Here is a 680-nt window from a genome sequence, read left to right on the forward strand (position 1 = left end):
TCTGTCCAATCTGTTGTGATAAACGCTGGCCAATCATCATTACAATTCGCTAATTGATAATCTGGTACGTCAACAATCTCTGGAGCTGTCATGTCGTACTCTCTTGATACGCGTGTGGTTTCAGTATCACTGTTTCCACAATCATCGGTGATAGTAAAGGTGTACAATCTATATTGGATACAACCATCTGCACTCGCTCCATCATCAACTCCGCCATCTGATTGAATTCCAACTCCTCCAGCAGAACAGTTATCTGTCCAATCTGTTGTGATAAACGCTGGCCAATCATCATTACAATTCGCTAATTGATAGTCTGGTACGTCAACAATCTCTGGTGCTGTCATGTCGTACTCTCTTGATACGCGTGTGGTTTCAGTATCACTGTTTCCACAATCATCGGTGATAGTAAAGGTGTACAATCTATATTGGATACAACCATCTGCACTCGCTCCATCATCAACTCCGCCATCTGATTGAATTCCAACTCCTCCAGCAGAACAGTTATCTGTCCAATCTGTTGTGATAAACGCTGGCCAATCATCGTTACAATTATCCAATTGATAATCTGGAACATCTACAATCTCTGGAGCTGTCATGTCGTACTCTCTCGATACGCGTGTGGTTTCAGTATCACTGTTTCCACAATCATCGGTGATAGTAAAGGTGTACAATCTATATTG

The 680-nt window shown here is 42.1% G+C and carries 1 pseudogene; it reads right to left on the minus strand.

The features are described from left to right. A pseudogene (locus ACFS5J_RS11235) lies at positions 1-680 on the minus strand (hypothetical protein); the annotation flags it as partial.

It is taken from the genome of Flavobacterium chuncheonense (genome assembly GCF_042686145.1).
In the GTDB taxonomy this organism is placed as follows: Bacteria; Bacteroidota; Bacteroidia; order Flavobacteriales; family Flavobacteriaceae; genus Flavobacterium; species Flavobacterium chuncheonense.